Annotated in this window: 13 protein-coding genes and 7 tRNA genes; 18 read left to right on the forward strand and 2 right to left on the reverse strand. The window is 60.6% G+C overall.

Translation table 11 applies throughout. From position 1 onward, the window contains the following. From fabF to Q7C30_RS14030, 9 genes are all read left to right on the forward strand, one after another. Complete coding sequence (gene fabF, locus Q7C30_RS13990; RefSeq protein WP_317871832.1) at positions 1 to 1,245, forward strand: beta-ketoacyl-ACP synthase II; 1,245 nt, start codon at positions 1 to 3, stop codon at positions 1,243 to 1,245. Then, positions 1,245 to 2,066 (forward strand): aminodeoxychorismate lyase, encoded by an 822-nt coding sequence (gene pabC, locus Q7C30_RS13995; RefSeq protein ID WP_317871833.1) that lies wholly within the window; start codon positions 1,245 to 1,247, stop codon positions 2,064 to 2,066. Before fabF ends, pabC begins: the two co-directional genes overlap by 1 nt. A gap of 3 nt (positions 2,067 to 2,069) precedes the next feature. Next, on the forward strand, positions 2,070 to 3,245 hold the full coding sequence (gene mltG / locus Q7C30_RS14000) for an endolytic transglycosylase MltG (protein ID WP_317871834.1): 1,176 nt from the start codon (positions 2,070 to 2,072) through the stop codon (positions 3,243 to 3,245). Between the two features lie 18 nt (positions 3,246 to 3,263). Continuing rightward, entirely contained in the window at positions 3,264 to 3,896 is a 633-nt protein-coding gene (tmk, locus tag Q7C30_RS14005; RefSeq protein ID WP_029612992.1) for a dTMP kinase, read from the forward strand. Beyond that, positions 3,889 to 4,875: a DNA polymerase III subunit delta' gene (locus Q7C30_RS14010; protein WP_317871835.1), complete on the forward strand. Its 987-nt coding sequence runs from the start codon at positions 3,889 to 3,891 to the stop codon at positions 4,873 to 4,875. Before tmk ends, Q7C30_RS14010 begins: the two co-directional genes overlap by 8 nt. Before the next feature lie 36 nt (positions 4,876 to 4,911). Continuing rightward, positions 4,912 to 5,694 (forward strand): TatD family hydrolase, encoded by a 783-nt coding sequence (locus tag Q7C30_RS14015; protein ID WP_317871836.1) that lies wholly within the window; start codon positions 4,912 to 4,914, stop codon positions 5,692 to 5,694. Positions 5,695 to 6,094: 400 nt separating this feature from the next. Further along, positions 6,095 to 6,730 carry a TetR/AcrR family transcriptional regulator gene (locus Q7C30_RS14020; protein WP_029612997.1) on the forward strand — a complete coding sequence of 212 codons (636 nt, stop codon included), beginning with the start codon at positions 6,095 to 6,097 and terminating at the stop codon, positions 6,728 to 6,730. 133 nt (positions 6,731 to 6,863) lie between these two features. After that, positions 6,864 to 7,469, forward strand: a complete 606-nt coding sequence (locus Q7C30_RS14025) for a DUF4823 domain-containing protein (RefSeq protein WP_295483526.1) — start codon at positions 6,864 to 6,866, stop codon at positions 7,467 to 7,469. A gap of 10 nt (positions 7,470 to 7,479) precedes the next feature. Then, positions 7,480 to 8,040 carry a DUF1285 domain-containing protein gene (locus tag Q7C30_RS14030; protein WP_317871837.1) on the forward strand — a complete coding sequence of 187 codons (561 nt, stop codon included), beginning with the start codon at positions 7,480 to 7,482 and terminating at the stop codon, positions 8,038 to 8,040. A 78-nt stretch (positions 8,041 to 8,118) separates the two neighbouring features. On the opposite strand, the gene Q7C30_RS14035 is transcribed toward Q7C30_RS14030, so the two are convergent. Then, positions 8,119 to 8,194: transfer RNA gene (locus Q7C30_RS14035), tRNA-Asn, on the reverse strand. A gap of 62 nt (positions 8,195 to 8,256) precedes the next feature. Beyond that, on the reverse strand, positions 8,257 to 9,453 hold the full coding sequence (locus Q7C30_RS14040; RefSeq protein ID WP_116887827.1) for an amino acid aminotransferase: 1,197 nt from the start codon (positions 9,451 to 9,453) through the stop codon (positions 8,257 to 8,259). Between the two features lie 288 nt (positions 9,454 to 9,741). Here Q7C30_RS14040 and uvrB point away from each other — a divergent pair, with 288 nt between their 5' ends. The 9 genes from uvrB (at position 9,742) to Q7C30_RS14085 (ending at position 14,914) form a co-directional block, all read left to right on the forward strand. Beyond that, positions 9,742 to 11,757, forward strand: a complete 2,016-nt coding sequence (gene uvrB / locus Q7C30_RS14045) for an excinuclease ABC subunit UvrB (protein WP_295483534.1) — start codon at positions 9,742 to 9,744, stop codon at positions 11,755 to 11,757. 146 nt (positions 11,758 to 11,903) lie between these two features. Next, positions 11,904 to 13,385, forward strand: coding sequence for a glutamate--tRNA ligase (gene gltX, locus Q7C30_RS14050; protein ID WP_317871838.1), 1,482 nt, complete (start codon positions 11,904 to 11,906; stop codon positions 13,383 to 13,385). Positions 13,386 to 13,630: 245 nt separating this feature from the next. Then, positions 13,631 to 13,706, forward strand: a tRNA-Ala gene (locus tag Q7C30_RS14055). 71 nt (positions 13,707 to 13,777) lie between these two features. Beyond that, positions 13,778 to 13,853, forward strand: a tRNA-Glu gene (locus tag Q7C30_RS14060). A 52-nt stretch (positions 13,854 to 13,905) separates the two neighbouring features. Next, positions 13,906 to 13,981: transfer RNA gene (locus tag Q7C30_RS14065), tRNA-Ala, on the forward strand. Positions 13,982 to 14,024: 43 nt separating this feature from the next. Next, positions 14,025 to 14,100 (forward strand) — tRNA-Glu (locus Q7C30_RS14070). Between the two features lie 67 nt (positions 14,101 to 14,167). After that, positions 14,168 to 14,243: transfer RNA gene (locus Q7C30_RS14075), tRNA-Ala, on the forward strand. A gap of 44 nt (positions 14,244 to 14,287) precedes the next feature. Continuing rightward, positions 14,288 to 14,363 (forward strand) — tRNA-Glu (locus Q7C30_RS14080). 116 nt (positions 14,364 to 14,479) lie between these two features. Then, a complete protein-coding gene (locus Q7C30_RS14085) occupies positions 14,480 to 14,914 on the forward strand; it encodes a thioesterase family protein (RefSeq protein WP_317871839.1) in 435 nt (144 codons plus the stop codon). Positions 14,915 to 14,942 lie beyond the last annotated feature (28 nt).

Here is a 14,942-nt window from a genome sequence, read left to right on the forward strand (position 1 = left end):
GTGTCGCGTAGACGCGTCGTGGTCACCGGTATGGGTATGCTGTCGCCACTGGGTACTGACGTACCGAGCACCTGGCAGGGCATTCTGGCTGGCCGCAGTGGCATCGGTCCGATCGAACACACGGACCTGAGTGCCTACTCCACCCGTTTTGGCGGCTCGGTGAAGGGGTTCGCGGTCGAGCAGTACCTGTCGGCCAAGGAAGCTCGCAAGCTTGACCTGTTCATTCAGTACGGCCTGGCGGCCGGTTTCCAGGCGGTACGCAACGCCGGCCTGGAGGTCACTGACGCCAATCGCGAGCGTATCGGCGTGGCCATGGGTTCGGGCATCGGTGGCCTGACCAATATCGAAGACACCAGCCGGACCTTGCACGAGCAGGGGCCGCGGAGGATCTCACCGTTCTTCGTGCCAGGCTCGATCATCAACATGATCTCCGGTTTCCTGTCGATCCACTTGGGGCTGCAAGGTCCGAACTACGCCATCTCCACCGCCTGCACCACGGGCACCCACTGCATCGGCATGGCCGCGCGCAACATTGCCTATGGCGAGGCGGACGTGATGATTGCCGGCGGTGCCGAGATGGCTGCCTGCGGTCTGGGCATGGGCGGTTTCGGTGCCTCGCGTGCACTGTCGACCCGAAATGACGAGCCGGCCCGCGCCAGCCGTCCCTGGGACAAGGGGCGTGATGGTTTCGTACTCTCCGACGGTGCAGGCGCACTGGTGCTCGAGGAGCTTGAGCACGCCAAGGCGCGCGGGGCGACCATCTACGCGGAATTGGTTGGCTTTGGCATGAGTGGTGACGCCTATCACATGACCTCGCCACCGGACACCGGAGAAGGGGCTGCACGGTGCATGATCAACGCCTTGCGCGATGCGGGTGTAGCACCATCGCAGGTCAGCTACATCAATGCCCACGGTACCTCGACCCCTGCTGGCGACATCGCTGAAGTCGCTGCTATCAAGCACGTGTTCGGCGAGCATGCCTATAAACTGGCGGTCAGCTCGACCAAGTCGATGACCGGTCACTTGCTCGGCGCCGCGGGTGCCGTCGAGGCGATCTTCAGTGTGCTGGCGATCAACAGTCAGATGGCGCCTCCGACCATCAACCTGGATGAGCCGGACGAAGGCTGCGATCTGGACTTCGTGCCGCATCAGGCGCGTAGCATGCCGATCGACGTGGTGCTGTCCAACTCCTTCGGTTTCGGCGGGACCAACGGTTCCCTGGTATTCCGTCGGTTCGCCGACTGATGCACAGCTGGATCGACGGCCAGCCTGGCTCTGCGGTCAACCTGCAGAATCGCGGCCTGGCTTACGGCGATGGTCTGTTCGAGACCATCGCCGTTCGCGGCGGCAGGCCTAGCCTGCTGCAGCGTCACCTGGATCGGCTGGCGATGGGGTGTCGGCGCCTGGCGATCGATCTCGATGTGCCGCTCGCTCGCGAAGAATTGCTGGCCTACGCGGCGCAACTGGGTGAGGGTGTCGTCAAACTGATGGTCACTCGCGGTGATAGCCCACGCGGCTATGCGCCCGCGCCAGGAGCCCCGGCCCGACGAATCCTGCAGAACAGCCCGCTTCCGGCCTATCCGGCAGCGCATGCCGAGCAAGGCATCTCGCTGTTCGACTGTCAAACGCGCTTGGCTCGGCAACCCCTGCTGGCCGGGCTGAAACACCTCAACCGCCTGGAGCAGGTGCTGGCGCGTGCCGAGTGGCAGGATCCCGCCTACGCCGAAGGCTTGATGCGCGATGCCCAAGGTCTGTTGATCGAAGGTGTCTACAGCAACCTGTTCCTGGTGCGCGATGGCGTGTTGACCACGCCTGAACTGAGTCACTGCGGGGTAGCCGGGGTCATGCGCGGCGAACTCTTGGATCAGGCTCGTGCGCTTGGCATCGAGGCATGCACCGCCGAGCTTGCACAAGCCGATCTGCAGCAGGCCGATGAAGTGTTCACCTGCAACAGCGTCTACGGTATCTGGCCAGTGCGCAGCGTTCCGGCGCTCAAGCTTGACTGGCCGGCCGGGCCGCTCACCCGTAAACTGCAGGCCGTCGCCCGTACGTTACTGGATACCTGATTCGTGAGACGTAAATTCCTGCTGCTGCTGGAGATGGGCCTGGTACTCGCTGGTCTGGCGCTGGGCTGGTCGGCCTGGAAGGTTCATTCGGCCTTGCAGCAACCGCTGCACATCGCTGAGGAGCGACTGATCGACGTGCCCACCGGCACCAACCCCAACCGTATGTTCTATCGCATGCAGAGCGAGGGCTTGATCGACGATGCGCTGTGGCTGCGCCTGTACTGGCGCTTCAATATGGCTGGCACCGCTCTGCACACTGGCGAATACCGCCTGACACCGGGGATGACGGTGGAAGGCCTGATCGACGCCTGGCGCCGTGGCGACGTGGTGCAGTACAACCTGACGCTCGTCGAGGGCTGGACTTTCCGGCAGTTGCGTGCCGCGCTGGCCAAGCATGACAAGATCAAGCATACCCTCGAGGGCTTGTCTGACAGCGAAGTGATGGAGAGGCTCGGTCACGAGGGTGTTTTTCCCGAAGGTCGATTCTTTCCCGATACCTATCGCTTCGTGCGCGGGATGAGCGATGTCGAGCTGTTGCAGCAGGCCTATCTGCGCCTGGATGAGGTGCTGGCCAAGGAATGGGCGCAACGCGCCGGTGATCTGCCCTACAGCGACCCGTATCAAGCCCTGATCATGGCCTCTCTGGTGGAGAAGGAAACCGGCATTGCCCAGGAGCGTGGGCAGATCGCTGGCGTATTCGTGCGTCGGCTGCGCCTGAACATGATGCTGCAGACCGATCCGACAGTGATTTACGGAATGGGTGAACGCTATAACGGCAAGATCACCCGTGCCGATCTGCGTGCGCCAACGCCCTACAACACCTACACCAATACCGGACTGCCACCGACGCCGATCGCCATGGTCGGACGCGAGGCGATTCATGCTGCGTTGAATCCATCTGCGGGCACCAGCCTGTACTTCGTTGCCCGTGGCGATGGCAGTCATGTGTTCTCCGACGATCTGAACGATCACAACTCCGCAGTCCGTGAGTATCAGCTCAAGCGCCGGGCCGACTACCGCTCCAGCCCCGCGCCGCGTGCACCGGCCGGAGCGTCGCCGCAGGTCCAGGACGCCGAGCTTCCTGCCAGCAGCCCGTCACCCTCGAGCGAGGTGCCGGACAGTGCTCCGGGCGAAACCTCCGAATCCTCCGTGTCGGGCGATGCGCCGGCAACCCACTAAGCACATCAAGGAATGCCTGTGAGCGGTCTGTTCATCACCTTGGAAGGCCCCGAAGGCGCGGGCAAAAGCACCAATCGCGAGTATCTGGCGCAGCGCCTGCGCGAGCACGGCATAGATGTCGTGATGACTCGCGAACCCGGCGGCACGCCGCTGGCCGAACGCATTCGCGAGTTGCTGCTGGACCCTAGCGATGAAACGATGGCGGTCGATACCGAGCTGTTGCTGATGTTCGCCGCCCGCGCTCAGCATCTGGCCATGGTCATTCGTCCTGCTCTGGCGCGTGGTGCTGTGGTGCTGTGCGATCGTTTCACCGATGCCACTTACGCATACCAGGGCGGCGGTCGCGGTCTGCCCATCGAGCGCATCGCCACGCTGGAACACTTCGTTCAGGGCCAGTTGCGTCCCGACCTGACGCTGGTCTTCGACCTGCCCGTAGAGATCGGCCTTGCCCGCGCAGCGGCTCGTGGGCGTCTGGATCGCTTCGAGCAGGAGGGCCAAGCGTTCTTCGAGGCGGTGCGTCAGGCCTACCTGCAACGCGCTGCTGCGGCCCCCCAACGCTACCATCTACTGAATGCAGCGCAGCCACTGGCTGCGGTGCAGCAAGCCATCGACACGTTGCTGCCCGACATCCTGGAGCGCAGCCGTGGCTGAGGTGTTTCCCTGGCAACAGGCGCTCTGGCAGCAGGTGGCCGGGCGTCGGCAGCATGCCCATGCCTACCTGTTCCATGGGCCACAGGGTATCGGCAAGCGCGCCTTGGCCGAAGGGCTGATGGCGCTGCTGCTGTGCCAGAAACCGCACGCTTCGCAAGCGTGCGGCCAGTGTAAATCCTGCCTGCTGCTCAAGGCTGGCAGCCATCCCGACAACTTTGTGCTCGAGCCGGAAGAGGCCGACAAGCCGATCAAGGTCGATCAGGTACGTGATCTGGTCGCGTTCGTGGTTCAGACCGCCCAGCAAGGCGGACGCAAGGTGGTGCTGATCGAGCCGGTCGAGGCGATGAACGTCAATGCCTCGAATGCGTTGCTCAAGAGCTTGGAGGAGCCCTCGGGCGACACGGTGCTGCTGCTGGTGAGCCATCAGCCCAGTCGCCTGCTGCCGACCATCAAGAGTCGCTGTCAGCAGATTGCGTGCCCGCAACCTACGCCTGCGCAGAGCCAGGAATGGTTGGCTGCGGCATTGCCGGACGTCGATCAGGGCGAACGTGATGAGTTGCTGAGCCTGGCTGCCGGCTCGCCATTGATGGCGCTGAGCTTGCAAGCCCAGGGTGTGCGTGAGCAACGCGCATTGGTCACCGAGGGCATCAAGAAACTGCTCAAGCAACAGCAGTCACCTACGCAATTGGCCGAAGCCTGGAATGCAGTGCCGCTGCTGTTGCTGTTCGACTGGTTCTGCGACTGGTCGCACCTGATACTGCGCTATCAACTGACCCAGGACGAGGATGGGCTAGGCTTGGCCGACATGCGCAAAGTGCTGCAGTACCTTGCGCAGAAAAGTCGTCAGAGTCGCGTGCTGGAGATGCAGGCCTGGATTCTGGAGCAGCGTCAGAAAGTCATGGGCAAGGCGAACCTCAACCGTGTGCTGCTGCTCGAAGCGCTGCTTGCCCATTGGCTGCAGTTGCCGGGTGCGCGCTGATTCTTCCACCGCTTTTTTCAGATATGTGCCAATCCCATGCTTGTAGATTCCCATTGCCACCTAGACCGTCTTGACCTGAGCGCCCACGCAGGTTCGCTCGACGCTGCCTTGCAGGCGGCTCGCCAGCGCGGGGTCGGGCATTTTCTATGCATTGGCGTGAGCGCCGAGAATGCTGGAGCAGTCAAAGCCCTGAGCGAGCAGTATGGCGATGTCGACTGCTCGGTTGGCGTGCATCCGCTCGATCTGGCGCCGGGCGAGACGCCGGCGCTCGAATGGCTCCTGCGCGAGCTGGCCCACCCTCATGTGGTCGCAATCGGCGAAACGGGTCTGGATTACCACTACGAGCCCGAAGCTGCGACACTTCAGCAGGCGTCGTTCCGCCTGCATCTGGAAGCGTCGCGACAGACCGGCAAGCCGGTGATCGTGCATACCCGTGCCGCGCGGGCCGACACCCTCGCGTTGCTGCGCGAGGCCAACCTGCCACAGGCCGGCGTGTTGCATTGCTTTACCGAAGACTGGGACATGGCGCGGGCGGCACTGGATCTGGGCTATTACATCTCACTTTCCGGGATCGTCACCTTCCGCAACGCCGATGCCTTGCGCGAGGTGGCGCGCCAGGTTCCGCACGACCGCTTGCTGGTCGAAACCGACTCGCCTTACCTGGCGCCGATTCCTTATCGCGGCAAGCCCAACCTCCCGCAATACGTGCGTGAGGTTGCCGAGTACGTAGCGTCGTTACGCGGGGTGAGCTACACCCAGTTGGCCGATCAGACCACCGCCAACTTCAAACGACTGTTCCCGCTGGCACGCGCCGCCTGATCAAGGTTTGCAGCGAGCGATTGATCGATCGCTGCAAACGGCAAAAAAAACCCGGCTTCTGGGGGAGGAATCCGGGTCAAGACCATTAGGAGTAATACACAGGCACGCGGTCCCTAGGTGCCTTCATCAATGCTTCGCTTGGGGGGAAGCTCAGCATCGACACATCTAGTATTGGTCAGTCTTGGCGCTGTGCCAGCGTCGATTGATGGTTTTTTAAACAGATTTGGCATACGTAGTCGATGCGAAATGCCTCGACCGTATGAGTCGAGGGCGGAACTGCCGTTTTCAGTACCCACCGCACGCACACTCACGATGAAACACTCACGTCAGCGGAAGAACCGTGCAATTTGGCAGCACTTAGGCATAATAATCCGCTTCGATTGTCATCCCAGTCCTTCCTATGCAGAAAGAACCTCGTAAGGTCCGTGAGTTTCGCCGTCGCGAACAAGAGATCCTCGACACGGCGCTCAAGCTGTTTCTCGAACAGGGTGAAGACAGCGTCACCGTCGAGATGATTGCCGACGCGGTCGGCATCGGCAAAGGCACGATCTACAAGCACTTCAAATCCAAGGCAGAAATTTATCTGCGCTTGATGCTCGACTACGAGCGCGATCTGAATGCGCTGCTTCATTCGAGCGATGTCGACCGCGACAAGGAAGCCCTGTCGCGCGCCTATTTCGAGTTCCGCATGCGTGATCCCCAGCGCTACCGTTTGTTCGACCGGCTTGAAGAGAAAGTGGTCAAGGGCAATCAGGTGCCGGAGATGGTCGAGCAGTTGCACAGCATCCGTGCCTCGAATTTCGAGCGTCTTACCCAGTTGATCAAGGGACGGATCAGCGAGGGCAAGCTCGAGGACGTTCCTCCGTATTTCCATTACTGTGCAGCCTGGGCGCTGGTGCACGGGGCGGTCGCCCTTTATCACTCGCCGTTCTGGAGCAACGTGCTGGAAGACCAAGAGGGTTTCTTCCAGTTCTTGATGGATATCGGTGTACGCATGGGCAACAAGCGCAAGCGTGATCCGGACCCCGCCACCTAATCACCCTGTTCCCGGCGGGTTGTGATGAATGCATGCGCAAGTCGTTCAACCGGGGCAGTGATCAGCGAACTGGCGTAAAAGCTGCATCACGCGGCTATTCGCCGGTTTTTCGTCACCGGTCACTGGAGGAAAGATGCGTAGCCTGGTCTTGCTGCTGGCGCTGATGGCGTTGGGCGGCTGCATGAAAGTCAGCGACATGGGGGAGGGGGTGCGCTACCAGTTGAGCGATGCGGGTCTGCTTGACCACAGTGACACGACGCGCACCCTGTCGGTCCGACTGCAGCCTGACTCTTTCATCTTCATTGGCCAAGGCGCATTCGTTCCGCCGGGTAAAGGCCCGGTACCCAGACAGAACGCCGTCGCTGAAGAGGCGTTCAAGAGCTTTGTCGAGTACTTTCCGCTGGTACGTCGCGCGAAGGCTCCCCTGGGCCTGGAAGAAGCCATTGCCGAAGCTCGTTCGGTCGGCGCCCATTATGTGCTCTACACCCGGTTCGCCCGTACGGATGATCGCATCGGCAACGGTGACGAATGGTATGACGAGCAGGCTGTAGATCGTCTTGGCTGGGACACTGGCGTTGTGCAGATGATGCTGATCGAAACCAGCACTCGATATCTGATCGACACTGCGCGGATCAAGAGTCGCGGCGGTTTGTTGACGTTCCACGACAATACGCCCCAGGATTTGCTCGCTGAGCCGATGCGCGAGTACGCTCGCAGTCTTCTTGGGATGAGTCGTTAAGGAGTACGCGATGACGGGTGAGGGCAAGGCCAGTGACATCCTCGGGCAAATTCCCAAGGACAAAGGGCTGCCGCCCGTGCATCTCTGGAACCCTGATTTCTGCGGCGATATCGACATGCGCATCGCCCGTGACGGTACGTGGTATTACTTGGGTACCCCCATCGGGCGCAAGCCCATGGTTCGGCTGTTTTCCACCATCCTGCGGCGTGATGGGGACGATTACTTCCTGGTGACGCCGGTCGAGAAGGTCGGCATTCGTGTCGACGACGCGCCGTTCGTGGTTGTCTCGATGCAGGTCGAGGGTGAAGGCGAGGGTCAGGTATTGCGTTTTATCAGCAATGTCGACGACCAAGCCGAAGCCGGACCAGAACACCCTTTGCGCGTGCACACCTGCGCTGACACGGGCGAGCCAGCGCCTTATCTGCTGATGCGCAGCAACCTGGAGGCACTGATCCACCGCAACGTGTTCTACCAATTGGTGGACCTTGCAGTGCCGCGGATGATAGAGGGCCAGTCTTGGCTTGGCGTGTGGAGTCACGGTCAGTTCTACCCGTTGGGGCGAGCCGACTGAGTCGGGGCTGCAGAGAGAAAGCGTGCGCCCGAAAACGAAAAACCTCCAGTGCTTGCGCATCTGGAGGTTTTCAATGTGTGGCTCCGCGACCTGGACTCGAACCAGGGACCCAATGATTAACAGTCATTTGCTCTACCGACTGAGCTATCGCGGAATCTGCGCGTATCTTAATGAATGCCAAGGGGAAGTCAACCCGCCCCTTGGCAAATCAAGCGCTTACAGCACCTCGACGATAGCTTTGGTCACCACGTGGATGTTGCTCTGATTCAGCGCGGCCACAGCGATGCGTCCGGTGTCCAGCGCATAGATGCCGAACTCGTTCTTCAGGCGTGCCACTTGCTCGACGGTCAATCCGGAGTAGGAGAACATCCCGACCTGACGGCCGACAAAGCTGAAGTCGCGCTTGGCGCCATACTGGGCCAGCAATTCGACCATCTGCTTGCGCATGCCATGAATGCGTTCGCGCATCTCACCTAGCTCGGTTTCCCACATCTGCCGCAGTTCGGCGTTGTTGAGTACGGTGGCGACGATGGTAGCGCCATGGGTCGGTGGGTTGGAGTAGGTGGTGCGGATCACACGCTTGACCTGCGACAGCACGCGGGTGCTTTCGTCCTTGGAGCCGGTGACGATCGACAGGGCGCCTACACGCTCGCCGTACAGCGAGAACGATTTGGAGAACGAACTGGAGACGAAGAAGTCCAGACCCGATTCGGCGAAAAGACGCACCGCGAGCGCGTCTTCGGCGATGCCGTCGCCGAAGCCCTGGTAGGCCATGTCGAGGAACGGGATATGGTTTTTGGCTTTGACCACTTCCAGCACGTTCTTCCAGTCGTCGAGCGACAGGTCGACACCCGTTGGGTTATGGCAGCAGGCGTGCAGGACGATGATCGAGCCCGAGGGCAGGCTGTTCAGGTCTTCGAGCATGCCGACGCGATTGACGTCGTTATTCGCAGCGTCGTAGTAGCGGTAGTTCTGCACAGCAAAACCGGCCGACTCGAACAGGGCGCGGTGGTTTTCCCAGCTCGGATCGCTGATGGCGACGGTGGCGGTGGGCGACAGACGCTTGAGGAAGTCGGCGCCGATCTTCAGGGCGCCGGTACCGCCGACGGCCTGTACGGTGACCACGCGGCCGGCAGCGAGTAACGGGGATTCTGCACCGAACAGCAGCTTCTGCACGGCTTGGTCGTAGCTGGCGATACCGTCGATCGGCAGGTAGCCGCGCGAGGCCCGTTGGGCTGCACGCTGGGTTTCAGCCTCGATCACCGCACGCAGTAGCGGGATGCGACCTTCCTCGTTGCAGTAAACACCAACGCCCAGATTCACCTTGTCGGTGCGTGGGTCGGCATTGAAGGCTTCGTTGAGGCCCAGAATGGGATCGCGGGGTGCCAGCTCGACAGCGGAAAACAGGCTCATTGTTACCTTGGCTCTGAAGTGGAGAGTGATGGGAAATGCACGCTCCAGCCCAGTGCACTGAAGCGGTGCAAACGGGGAGTCAGTATAGAGATACCGCTGGGTGACCGCGACAGTCTGGCGCAGGTTTTTGCCACAGTTGGCGCAAATATTTTTCGACCCTTGGGTCAATTGCCCGGTCCACTGCAATGAGTGTTCACATGTAGGGACGGGCAGATTCGCCCGATGCGCGTTTTTGCGTATAGACTACTGGCTAAATTTACAGTTGCCGCGATTTCCACGAGGTCCTTCATGTCCGAGTTCCAGCTCGTCACGCGCTTCCAGCCGGCCGGTGATCAGCCCGAGGCCATTCGTCTGATGGTCGAGGGGTTGGAGGCGGGGCTATCGCACCAGACGCTGCTCGGCGTCACCGGCTCTGGCAAGACCTTCAGCATCGCCAACGTCATCCAGCAGGTGCAGCGTCCAACCATGGTCCTGGCGCCCAATAAAACGTTGGCAGCCCAGCTGTATGGTGAGTTCAAGGCGTTTTTCCCGAACAACGCGGTCGAATACTTCGTTTCTTATTACGACTACTACCAGCCCGAAGCCTATGTGCCGTCTTCGGACACCTTCATCGAGAAAGATGCGTCGATCAACGACCACATCGAACAGATGCGTCTGTCGGCGACCAAGGCCCTGCTCGAGCGACGCGACGCGATCATCGTAACCACGGTGTCCTGCATCTATGGTCTGGGCAGCCCGGAAACCTACCTGAAGATGGTGCTGCACATCGACCGCGGCGACAAGCTCGATCAGCGCGCGTTGCTACGCCGGCTGGCTGACCTGCAGTACACCCGCAACGAGATGGATTTTGCCCGTGCGACGTTCCGTGTCCGGGGTGATGTGATCGACATTTTTCCGGCTGAATCGGACCTCGAAGCCATTCGCATCGAGCTGTTCGATGACGAGGTGGAGAACATCGCCGCTTTCGATCCGCTCACCGGCGAGGTCATTCGCAAGCTGCCGCGTTTCACGTTCTATCCCAAGAGCCATTATGTGACCCCTCGGGAAACGTTGCTCGACGCGGTCGATGGTATCAAGCAGGAGCTCGGCGAGCGCCTGGAGTATCTGAACAAGGCCAACAAGCTGGTGGAGTCACAGCGCCTCGAACAGCGCACTCGCTTCGACCTGGAGATGATTCTCGAACTGGGCTATTGCAACGGTATCGAAAACTACTCCCGCTACCTCTCCGGTCGCCCATCGGGGGCTCCGCCGCCCACGCTTTATGACTATCTGCCGGCCGATGCTCTGTTGGTCATCGACGAATCCCACGTTAGCGTGCCCCAGGTCGGGGCCATGTACAAAGGCGACCGTTCGCGCAAGGAAACCCTGGTGGAGTACGGTTTTCGGCTGCCTTCCGCGCTGGACAACCGACCTATGCGTTTCGACGAGTGGGAGTCGGTCAGCCCGCAGACCATATTCGTTTCTGCGACACCCGGGCCCTACGAAGAGGCGCACGCCGGCCGTGTGGTCGAGCAGGTGGTGCGTCCGACCGGCCTGGTCGACCCCGAGGTCGAGATTCGGCCGGCCTTGACTCAGGTCGATGATCTGTTGTCCGAGATCGGCAAGCGTGTGGCGGCAGGTGAGCGAGTGCTCGCCACGACCTTGACCAAGCGCATGGCCGAAGACCTGAGTGACTATCTGGCCGATCACGGCGTGCGCGTTCGCTATCTGCACTCGGACATCGACACCGTGGAACGCGTTGAAATCATCCGCGATCTGCGTCTTGGAACCTTCGATGTGCTGGTGGGCATCAACCTGCTGCGCGAAGGTCTGGACATGCCCGAGGTATCGCTGGTAGCGATCCTCGACGCCGACAAGGAGGGCTTCCTGCGCTCCGAGCGTTCACTCATCCAGACCATTGGCCGTGCGGCGCGAAACCTGAACGGCAAGGCCATCCTGTACGCCGATCAGATCACCGGATCCATGCAGCGGGCGATCGACGAGACCGAGCGGCGCCGTACAAAGCAGGTGGCCTTCAACGAAGCCAACGGCATCGTGCCCAAGGGTGTGGTCAAAGACATCACTGACATCCTTGAGGGCGCTACGGTACCGGGCGCGCGCAGCAAGAAGCGCAAAGGAATGGCCAAGGCGGCGGAGGAGGCTGCGCGTTACGAGGCCGAACTCAAGACGCCTGGCGAAATCACCAAGCGCATCAAGGTGTTGGAAGAGAAGATGTTCCAGATGGCGCGCGACCTCGAATTCGAAGCCGCCGCACAGTTGCGCGACGAGATTGGACAGCTGCGTGCACGCTTGATCAGCAGTTGAGTCACTGATCGCTCAATCGCTCACCTGGCGTACGGGCCCTGCGCGCGAGCGCGTCCGATCCGATGTTGCAAACGCCTTTGCTGGAGCCCGCAGCCTGCTCCCTGCTAACATTCCGTCTTTGTTTCATCCTTCGTCCGAGACTGTCCATGACCACCGTTCGCACGCGCATCGCGCCATCGCCTACCGGCGACCCCCATGTCGGCACCGCCTACATCGCTCTGTTCAACTACTGCTTCGCCAAGCAGCACGGCGGCGAATTCATTCTGCGTATCGAAGACACCGATCAGTTGCGTTCGACCCGTGAGTCCGAGCAGCAGATCTTCGATGCCCTGCGCTGGCTGGGAATCGAGTGGAACGAAGGTCCGGATGTCGGTGGTCCGCATGGTCCATATCGGCAGAGCGAGCGTGGCGAAATCTACGCGCGCTATGCCAAGGAATTGGTCGATGCCGGTCACGCTTTCTACTGCTTCTGCACGGCGCAAGAGCTGGATCAGATGCGCGCCGAACAGATGGCCCGCGGCGAGACGCCCCGCTATGACGGGCGTGCGCTCGAGCTCAGTGCTGAGGAGGTCCAGCGCCGTCTGGCGGCAGGCGAGCCCCATGTGATCCGCATGAAGGTGCCCAGCGAAGGCGTCTGCGTGGTGCCGGACATGCTGCGTGGCGATGTCGAGATTCCGTGGGACCGCATGGACATGCAGGTGCTGATGAAGAACGACGGTCTGCCCACCTACTTCCTGGCCAATGTGGTCGATGATCACCTGATGGGGATCACCCACGTCTTGCGCGGTGAGGAATGGCTGCCTTCGGCGCCGAAGCTGATTAAACTCTACGAGTATTTCGGTTGGGAGCAGCCCAAGCTGTGTTACATGCCGCTGCTGCGTAATCCAGACAAATCCAAGCTGTCCAAGCGCAAGAATCCGACCTCCGTCACCTTCTACGAGCGCATGGGCTTCATGCCCGAGGCGATGCTCAACTACCTGGGGCGCATGGGTTGGTCGATGCCCGACGAGCGCGAGAAGTTTTCCCTGGCGGAGATGGTCGAGCACTTCGATCTGTCGCGCATCTCGCTGGGGGGGCCGATCTTCGATATCGAGAAGCTGTCCTGGCTCAATGGCCAGTGGCTGCGTGATCTGCCGGTCGAAGACTTCGCTGCGCGTGTGCAACAGTGGGCGTTCAACTCCGACTACATGATGAAAATCGCCCCGCACGTTCAAGGTCGGGTGGAAACGTTCAGTCAGATTGCGCCGTTGGCCGGTTTCTTCTTTGAAGGTGCGCTCAAGCTCGATGCCAAGCTGTTCGAGCACAAGAAGCTGACGCCTGAGCAGGTTCGCCAGGTGATGCAGTTGATCTTGTGGAAACTCGAAAGTTTGCGTCAGTGGGAAAAAGAGCGCATCACTGGCTGTATCCAGGCAGTAGTCGACACGCTTGGCTTGAAGTTGCGTGACGCCATGCCGCTGATGTTCGCTTCGATTTCCGGTCAGGCCAGTTCGGTGTCGGTACTTGATGCCATGGAGATTCTTGGCCCTGACCTCACGCGCTATCGCTTGCGGCAGGCACTGGAGTTGCTGGGGGGCGTGTCCAAGAAAGAAAACAAGGAGTGGGAAAAGCTCCTCGCCAGTATCGCCTGATCGTTTGTGAATGGTCATCGCCTGGGCGGCGGCGGTGGAGCAAGCCTTCACTGCCGTGGGCAGCCCTTCTTGGGCCGCCAGGGCAGGGCGGTAAGTGATTGTTATCTGTGAAAAAAATTTTGAGTTTTTTCACGAATTCGTTTGACAGCCCTGCAATCCACTCTTAATATGCGCCCCGTCCACAGCGATGAACGAGAACGAAACATTTGGCGCCCAGTCGATGCTTCGGTTCACTGCGACATTGTGGGGCTATAGCTCAGCTGGGAGAGCGCCTGCATGGCATGCAGGAGGTCAGCGGTTCGATCCCGCTTAGCTCCACCACATTCCGCTTCATGTCCAGCAACATGAAGCAAGATCGGGTCTAGTACACGGTCTTGAAGGCAAGAAGGTTCGTCCCCTTCGTCTAGTGGCCTAGGACACCGCCCTTTCACGGCGGTAACAGGGGTTCGAGTCCCCTAGGGGACGCCAGTTTCACACAAGCGATGCTGCAAGGGTCGCTGGGCCGCGAGGCTAGAAATCTGGGGCTATAGCTCAGCTGGGAGAGCGCCTGCATGGCATGCAGGAGGTCAGCGGTTCGATCCCGCTTAGCTCCACCAATTTTGCCGCGGCTCGTGAAAACGGGCCGGCACGAAGGTCAACGTCCCCTTCGTCTAGTGGCCTAGGACACCGCCCTTTCACGGCGGTAACAGGGGTTCGAGTCCCCTAGGGGACGCCACTTCTTCCCGCGTATTGCGGGGTTGAAAGGCTCATTCGGTTGTTGGATGGGCTTTTTGTTTTGTTTCGGGGCTATAGCTCAGCTGGGAGAGCGCCTGCATGGCATGCAGGAGGTCAGCGGTTCGATCCCGCTTAGCTCCACCAAATCTGCCAGGATTCGTGAAAGCGAGTCTGCACGAAGGTTTCACGTCCCCTTCGTCTAGTGGCCTAGGACACCGCCCTTTCACGGCGGTAACAGGGGTTCGAGTCCCCTAGGGGACGCCACTTTTACCCGCGTTTTGCGGGACTTCAAAGGCTCATTCGATTATTGAATGGGCCTTTTGTTTTTCTACTTCTCGGCATTGGTTACACTCTGCCTCTTCACTCATTGGGGAGCAGGCATGAGCTGGGATCTGGCAGCGCCGTTCATCATCGACCTTCGGGTCGGCAGCGAAGACATCGACGGCCTTGGCCACGCCAACAATGCGGTTTACGTGACGTGGCTGGAGCGGTGTGCCTGGCGTCATTCGCAGCGCCTGGGCCTGGACTTGGCCGAATACCGTCGGCTGGACCGGGCCATGGCCGTTGTTCGTCATGAAATCGACTATCTGGCGGCCGGCTATGAGGACGACGAGCTGCAACTAGGCACGTGGATCGTCGAATGGGACCAGCGTCTGCGCATGACTCGTCGTTTCCAGCTCAGGCGTCCAAGCGACGGCGTCACGCTGCTTCGTGCGCAGACCACCTTCGCCTGCATCGAGCTGTCCAGCGGCAGGCCTCGGCGCATGCCTGCCGAGTTCATCGAAGGCTATGGTCCGGCACTGATCGATGCCTGATCGCCCCGTCTTTTTGCTAGACTCCCGC

This window comes from Pseudomonas sp. RAC1 (assembly GCF_030658255.1).
GTDB lineage: Bacteria > Pseudomonadota > Gammaproteobacteria > Pseudomonadales > Pseudomonadaceae > Aquipseudomonas > Aquipseudomonas boreofloridensis.